This is a genomic window from Oceanobacillus caeni (genome assembly GCF_042678465.1).
GTDB classification, from domain to species: Bacteria; Bacillota; Bacilli; order Bacillales; family Amphibacillaceae; genus Oceanobacillus; species Oceanobacillus caeni.
In genome coordinates this window covers 1-6,873 of sequence record NZ_JBHTKV010000053.1, presented here as the reverse complement: position 1 = coordinate 6,873, position 6,873 = coordinate 1, and the positions used below count along the sequence as shown (strand labels likewise).

Sequence of the window (6,873 nt, the reverse complement as noted above, 5' to 3'; positions counted from 1 at the left end):
AGCCGAAAAAGTGTACAAAAATAGAGTGCCGGAAATATTGGTGTGAAAGACACACCGAGAAAAACTTGACACATACAAACAGGAATTTTAAATTGACAAGGCTAAGAAAGTAATTTATTGTGTAGAACGGTGGAATTATATTTCAGTTATTGAGATATAATTCCATCATTTTATTTTTATGGACTTTCTGTTAAGTTAGCAGATAAAAATTTGCTTAGGAGGATAAACAAACATCTAACTGACAAGAGTACAAACAACATGATGGAGGAAAAGCAATAATGGAAGATTCAAAAAGAAAAACAGCTTCACTAGATTTACCAACGTTCTTTATAAGTGGTGGTGCACTAATACTATTTGTGATAATTGCGTTTATTAATGCTGACTTTGTTGCAGATACGGTGGATTATTTATTTGGAATATCCGCTACTTATTTTGGAATGATTTATCAACTAACTGTATTAGTTACATTTTTCATTGCTCTAGGATTAGCAATTTCTAAATATGGAAAAATTCGTCTAGGTAATATGGAAAAACCGGAAATGAGTACATTTAAATGGATTTGTATGATTATGTGTACACTCTTAGCTGGCGGTGGAATATTTTGGGCCGCTGCAGAACCTTTATCCCATTTTATAACTGTACCGCCTCATTTCTCAGGAATTGAAAATGGAACACTCGAAGCGATTGTACCTGCTTTAGCAACGAGTTTCGTCGACTGGGGGTTCCTATCATGGGCGATTCTCGGAACATTAGGTACAATCGTATTAATGTACGCCCATTATCATAAAGGCATGCCATTAAAACCAAGATCATTGTTATATCCGATTTTTGGCGAAAAAATCATGCAAAAAAGCATATTAGGAACACTTGTTGATTCGTTTTCCATTATTGCTGTTGCTGCTGGAACCATTGGACCGATTGGATTCTTAGGTTTACAAACAGGCTATGGATTAAATTCATTAACTGGTTTACCTAATACTTTAATCATTCAAATTATAATTATTATCGTCATCGTTGTTGGCGCGGCTATCTCCGCTGTAACAGGTATCCATAGAGGAATTCAGCTTTTAACCAGCTTTAATGTTCTCTTGGCACTAGGATTAATCATTGGAATTCTATTGTTCGGTCAAGGATTTTTCATCTTTAATAATTTCTTTGAGGCGTTTGGTCTTTATATAAATGATTTTATTTCGTTCAACACATTTCGTGGTGATAAAGAATGGCTTAGCTTGTGGACCGTCTTTTTCTTTGCTTGGTTTATAGGATATGGCCCTATCATGGCCGTTTTTACAGCTCGAATTTCACGCGGACGTACTATTCGTGAACTTGTTTTAGCAGTCGCAATCATCGCACCAATTATTACAACTTTTTGGTTTACTGTTGTTGGTGGGACAGGAATTTTTCATGAATTAAATCTTCCTGGCTCTATATCAACAGCATTAGCTGACGCGGGGCCACCTGCTGCCATGATAGCAATTACGGAACAATTACCATTTAAAATGATTTTTGGATGCCTGTTCCTACTAGCTACTGTTATTTTCGTATTAACAACAGCAGACTCCATGGCTTTATCGATTTCTATGGCAATTACAGGTGACGGGGATCCCCCAAGCTGGCTAAGAGCTTTTTATGCGTTGGTTATGGGTCTAGTTGCCATTGTTTTAGTTACAATTGGCGAAGGAAGTGTCAATGCATTACAATCCTTTATTGTGGTGACAGCAGTACCTGTTGTATTCTTGTTAATCACAACGTTTTGGACAGCACCAAAAGCATGTAAAGATTTGTATAACAATCATAAGAAAGAAACGCTATAAAGAAGACTTCCCTCAGTGGGGGTAGTCGCACTTATCGGATCTTTACGGGCAGTTGATCCCCCACTTACCTTCTTTGTTTCCTCAGAAGCTTGAGGTGGGGATCTTACTGCCCGTTAAGGTGGGATAAGAGATGTAATAAAACCACCCCCAGAAGTTTGACTATTACTCTGACTTTTGGGGGTGGTACCAAAAAAAGCCCTTTTTATGGGGCTGATGAGGAAATTACTTTGCTTCTTTATATTTGTCTTCTAACCTTTGTTCAATTTTATCTAACAGCTCTTTATCTTCCAATATTTGTCTTCGGTTTTGCTGAACCAATTCTTCAAAATTCAGCTTCTTTTTCAAAGAAATGGCAATTCACCCCTTTATTCTTTTTAGACAACTTGGCATTCTCCCAAAAGTCTTAGTGAACGCCATAGTTGATCTTATATAGGAAGAAAGTTTGATACTTCCAACCTGTTAAATAGAAGTATAGCCATTTCTTTTTAATTTTATAATTGTCTTTAAAATTAATATATTTATTTTTTACTTGAACTTAACCCCAAAAAAGAAAATTTCCTTCATCCCCCACCTACTTTCTTTGTTTCCCTAGAAGCTTTAGGTGAGATAAACGCAGCTTTTGATATAAAAAACACTCATACAACCTGTGTATGAGTGTTTTAAAATACCTATTAAGCATGTGCATGTGCAACTTTATTACGTAATACCATTTGAAGAATTCCACCGTGACGATAGTAGTCAATTTCCACTTCACTATCAAAGCGCGCAATTGCTTCGAAAGTAGTTTCTTTACCAGTTTCTGCGTCTACTGCCGTTACTTTTACTAGGTCATGTGGTTTAACATTTTCGCCGATTTCCACACTAATTGTTTCTTTACCACTTAAACCTAATTTCTCAGCACTATCTCCTTTTTGGAATTGCAATGGAAGAACTCCCATCATTACTAGGTTTGAACGGTGAATACGTTCGAAACTTTCCGCAATAACAACTTTAATTCCTAAAAGATTTGTACCTTTTGCTGCCCAGTCACGAGAAGATCCCATGCCATAGTCTTTACCAGCTATAATTGCAAGACCAATACCAGCATCCTGATATTTCATGGCCGCATCATAAATAGGCATTACTTCTTCTGTTGGCCAATAAGTTGTATAGCCGCCCTCCGTTCCAGGAGCAATTTGGTTACGAATACGAATATTTGCAAATGTTCCACGCATCATGATTTCATGGTTACCACGACGAGAACCATAAGAGTTAAAGTTACGAGGTGAAACACCCTTTTCTTGCAAGTATTTACCCGCTGGCATATCTTTAGCAATTGCACCTGCTGGAGAGATATGGTCCGTTGTTACGGAATCACCAAATTTACCGACGACACGTAAATTATTTAAATTTTCCACTGTTCCAGCTTCTTTAGATAAACCTTCAAAGAATGGTGGATTTTGAATATAAGTTGAATCTTCATCCCATTCGAATAATGGTTCATCCGTTGTAGCAATTTCGTTCCATTTTTCGTTGGAATCGAAAACATTTTCGTACTCTTTACGGAAAATTTCTGGCGTTACAACTTTTGCTACTTCTTCTTTGATTTCTTGCATGGAAGGCCAAATATCATTCATGTAAACGTCATTACCGTCAGCGTCTTGACCGATAGGATCTTTTGCTAAGTTAATATCTACCGTTCCTGCAAGCGCATATGCAACTACAAGTGGTGGAGAAGCTAGATAGTTAGCTTTTACCAACGGATGAATACGTCCTTCAAAGTTTCGGTTACCTGATAATACGGAAGAAGCAAGTAAATCATTATCCTGAATCGCTTTCTCAATATCTTCACGTAATGGACCTGAGTTACCGATACAAGTTGTACATCCGTAACCAACCAAATTAAAACCTAACTTATCTAAATAAACTTGTAATCCAGCATCTGCTAAATAACGAGTAACTACTTTAGAACCTGGAGCTAGAGATGTTTTCACATATCCAGGAACTTTTAACCCTTTTTCAACAGCTTTTTTAGCAACCAATCCAGCACCTAACATGACATATGGGTTAGATGTGTTCGTACAAGAAGTAATTGCAGCAATTGCAATAGAACCAGTTTTCATAACAGATTTAGAACCATCAGGATTACTGATTGTTACTTCTTTATCGAATTCTGATTTATCCATACCGAATCCTTGGTTACCTTCAGGTGCAGTTACTGCTTTCTTAAATTCTTTTTGCATCTGAGATAAAGGAATTAAGTCTTGTGGACGTTTAGGACCAGAAAGGTTCGGTTCTAATTCAGACAGATTGATTTCCACAATATCAGTATATTCTGGATCAGCTTGATCTGGAGAATACCATAAGTTATTTTCTTTACAATATTTTTCAACCAGGTTAATTTGTTCTTCACTACGTCCTGTTAGATGTAAATAGTTCAATGTTTCAGAATCTACAGGGAAGAAACCACAAGTTGCACCATACTCCGGAGCCATATTCGCAATTGTTGCACGATCAGCTAGTGGCATATCTTTCAAACCAGGTCCAAAATACTCAACAAATTTACCTACTACATTTTTCTCACGTAATACTTGAGTTACTTTAAGAGCTAAATCTGTTGCTGTAGTTCCATTTGGGAAACTTCCAGTAAATTTAACCCCAATAACTTCTGGTGATGGGAAATAAGATGGTTGTCCGAGCATCCCTGCTTCTGCCTCAATACCACCAACACCCCATCCAAGTACTCCTAAACCGTTAATCATAGTAGTATGAGAGTCCGTACCTACGAGTGTATCTGGGTATGCATCATATTCACCATTTTCGTTTTCAATTCCATGAACAACGTTAGCAAGATATTCTAAGTTTACTTGGTGAACAATACCAGTTGCTGGTGGTACAGCACGGTAATTATTAAATGCTTTTTGTGCCCAGTTTAAAAACTCATAACGTTCAGCATTGCGCTCAAATTCTAAATCCATGTTTGCTTTAAGTGCATTAGCAGTTCCGTATTGATCTACTTGCACGGAGTGGTCAATTACTAAATCTACTGGTACTTCCGGGTTGATTTCCTCTGGTTTACCACCTAAATCAACCATTGCTTTTCTTAAGGAAGCGAGGTCCACAACAGCTGGAACACCAGTAAAGTCTTGAAGAATTACACGGGAAGGTTTAAAAGGTACATCTACACCTTCACCTTCTTTGGTCCCCCACTTCGTAAGCGCTTTTACATGTTCGTCTTTAATCTGATGTCCATCAAATTGGCGAACAACTGATTCTAATAACACACGAATAGAAAACGGTAGACGTTTAATACTACCTAATCCTGCTTCTTCAAGAGCTTTTAAATCATAGTAGTTATACTTTTTACCATTCAAATTAAACTGTTTTTTTGAGTTGAAGTTGTCTTTCCCCATATCTCTGCCCCTTTCTAAATTGTCGCGTTGTCTAGTTTGTTCATTTGATAAGAAAACATGAAATTCTTACAAACTATAATCATATAAATCTATTTACATTTCTATCTTATCGGATTAACGACAATTAGACAAATATTTATTGCTTGTCAACCTATATAAAAAAATTATGCAAAGTGATAAGAAAAACTTATCACTTTGCATAATTTTTTTCACTTTCTTTAATACCACCTCGGAAGACTACCCTTCCTTATTCCCCCAGAAGCTTTAGGTGGGATAAATTAAAACACCCTAAAGCTAGCTTTATTCTTTAGGGTACATCATTAGATATCTTTTTCAATTCTTTTGGAAAACTTAATTTAAAAGTACTACCTTTTTCTTTATTTTTATAGATTTCCAATGAACCATGATGATCTTCCATTATATTTTTACTTATCATAATGCCTAGTCCAGTTCCATTTTGCTTCGTTGTAAAGAAAGGTTCCCCCAATTTATGTAAAATTTCCTCTGGGATTCCGGGACCTTCATCTGAAATATGTATATTGACGTAATCATTTGTATTCTGAACACTAATTGTAATTTTACCAGGCTCTTCCATTGCTTCAATCGCATTTTTTACGATATTTAAAAATACTTGTTTGATTTGTGACTTATCACAATAAATGGATTCTACAATTGGTTGCTCCACCATGATTTGGATATTTTTAAGTTTGGCTTGTGTCTGTAGAAGATTAACCGTGTCATTGACCATTTCTTGTAAGGATTCCGGTCGTTTAAGATCAGTTAGTGGTTTAGATATAAATAGCAATTCCGAAGTGATTTTTTCCATCTTCTCTATTTCTTCAATCATAATTTTATAATATTCTTCGTTACGATTAATTCCCGCTTGCAATAACTGCAAGAAGCCTTTTATGGATGTTAAAGGGTTTCGTATTTCATGCGCAACGCCAGCAGCAAGTTGACCTGCTATCGACATCTTTTCCGATCGAATGAGTAATTTCTCCGCTTCCTTTTGCTCCGTAATATCATTCAATAGAGAAACATAATAGATTTTTTGATCTTCCACAAACTTACAAAGACTACATTCTGTTATCACTTTCCCTCCGTTCTCGTGGTATAAACTAATTATGAATGCTTGCTCCCTATTTTCAATTCCTTCATAGTTAGCAGATATGTAACACTTTTCTTCACGCGTTAAAAACTGATACCAATACTTACCTAATACATCCTTTGTGTTGTATTCTAATAATTTTTCAACGGAGCTAGAAACAAAAATAATTTTCCCTCTTTCATCACAAACGACTATAATTTGATTTTGATTACTTTCAATCCAATCAAATATTGATAAGGGTAGCATGGAATAATTTGAAATAAGTTCTTGATTTTCTACCTTAGTATTATCATTTGACATTGAGGAATTTGTATCTAGCTTGTTAGTTATCGCATTTTCAATACCCATTGCAACCTCCCCTTCTTCCTTTATTTTTACATCTCTCTTTTATATATATGAAGGAATCTATCGAATATGATACTTGTTTGTCTTATTTATGAATATTATAATTATATTTGTAAACCCTTTTGTCATTTCGTACTATTGTAACTGCTAAACTAGACTCAACAGTTTTCCACAAATAAAAGTAAACGGTTTTCTCCAAATAAGACTAAACAGT

At 35.8% G+C, this 6,873-nt stretch carries 4 protein-coding genes; 1 reads left to right on the top strand and 3 read right to left on the bottom strand.

The annotated features are described in order from the left end of the window. Positions 1-278 precede the first annotated feature (278 nt). On the top strand, positions 279-1,814 hold the full coding sequence (locus ACFQ18_RS17805) for a BCCT family transporter (RefSeq protein WP_060669306.1): 1,536 nt from the start codon (positions 279-281) through the stop codon (positions 1,812-1,814). 222 nt (positions 1,815-2,036) lie between these two features. On the opposite strand, the gene ACFQ18_RS17800 is transcribed toward ACFQ18_RS17805, so the two are convergent. The 3 genes from ACFQ18_RS17800 to ACFQ18_RS17790 all read right to left on the bottom strand — a co-directional run bounded on the left by ACFQ18_RS17800 (position 2,037) and on the right by ACFQ18_RS17790 (position 6,662). Beyond that, complete coding sequence (locus ACFQ18_RS17800) at positions 2,037-2,159, bottom strand: FbpB family small basic protein (protein WP_244987059.1); 123 nt, start codon at positions 2,157-2,159, stop codon at positions 2,037-2,039. Positions 2,160-2,485: 326 nt separating this feature from the next. Next, complete coding sequence (gene acnA / locus ACFQ18_RS17795; protein ID WP_060669307.1) at positions 2,486-5,206, bottom strand: aconitate hydratase AcnA; 2,721 nt, start codon at positions 5,204-5,206, stop codon at positions 2,486-2,488. A gap of 307 nt (positions 5,207-5,513) precedes the next feature. Further along, positions 5,514-6,662: an ATP-binding protein gene (locus ACFQ18_RS17790; protein ID WP_244987060.1), complete on the bottom strand. Its 1,149-nt coding sequence runs from the start codon at positions 6,660-6,662 to the stop codon at positions 5,514-5,516. Positions 6,663-6,873 lie beyond the last annotated feature (211 nt).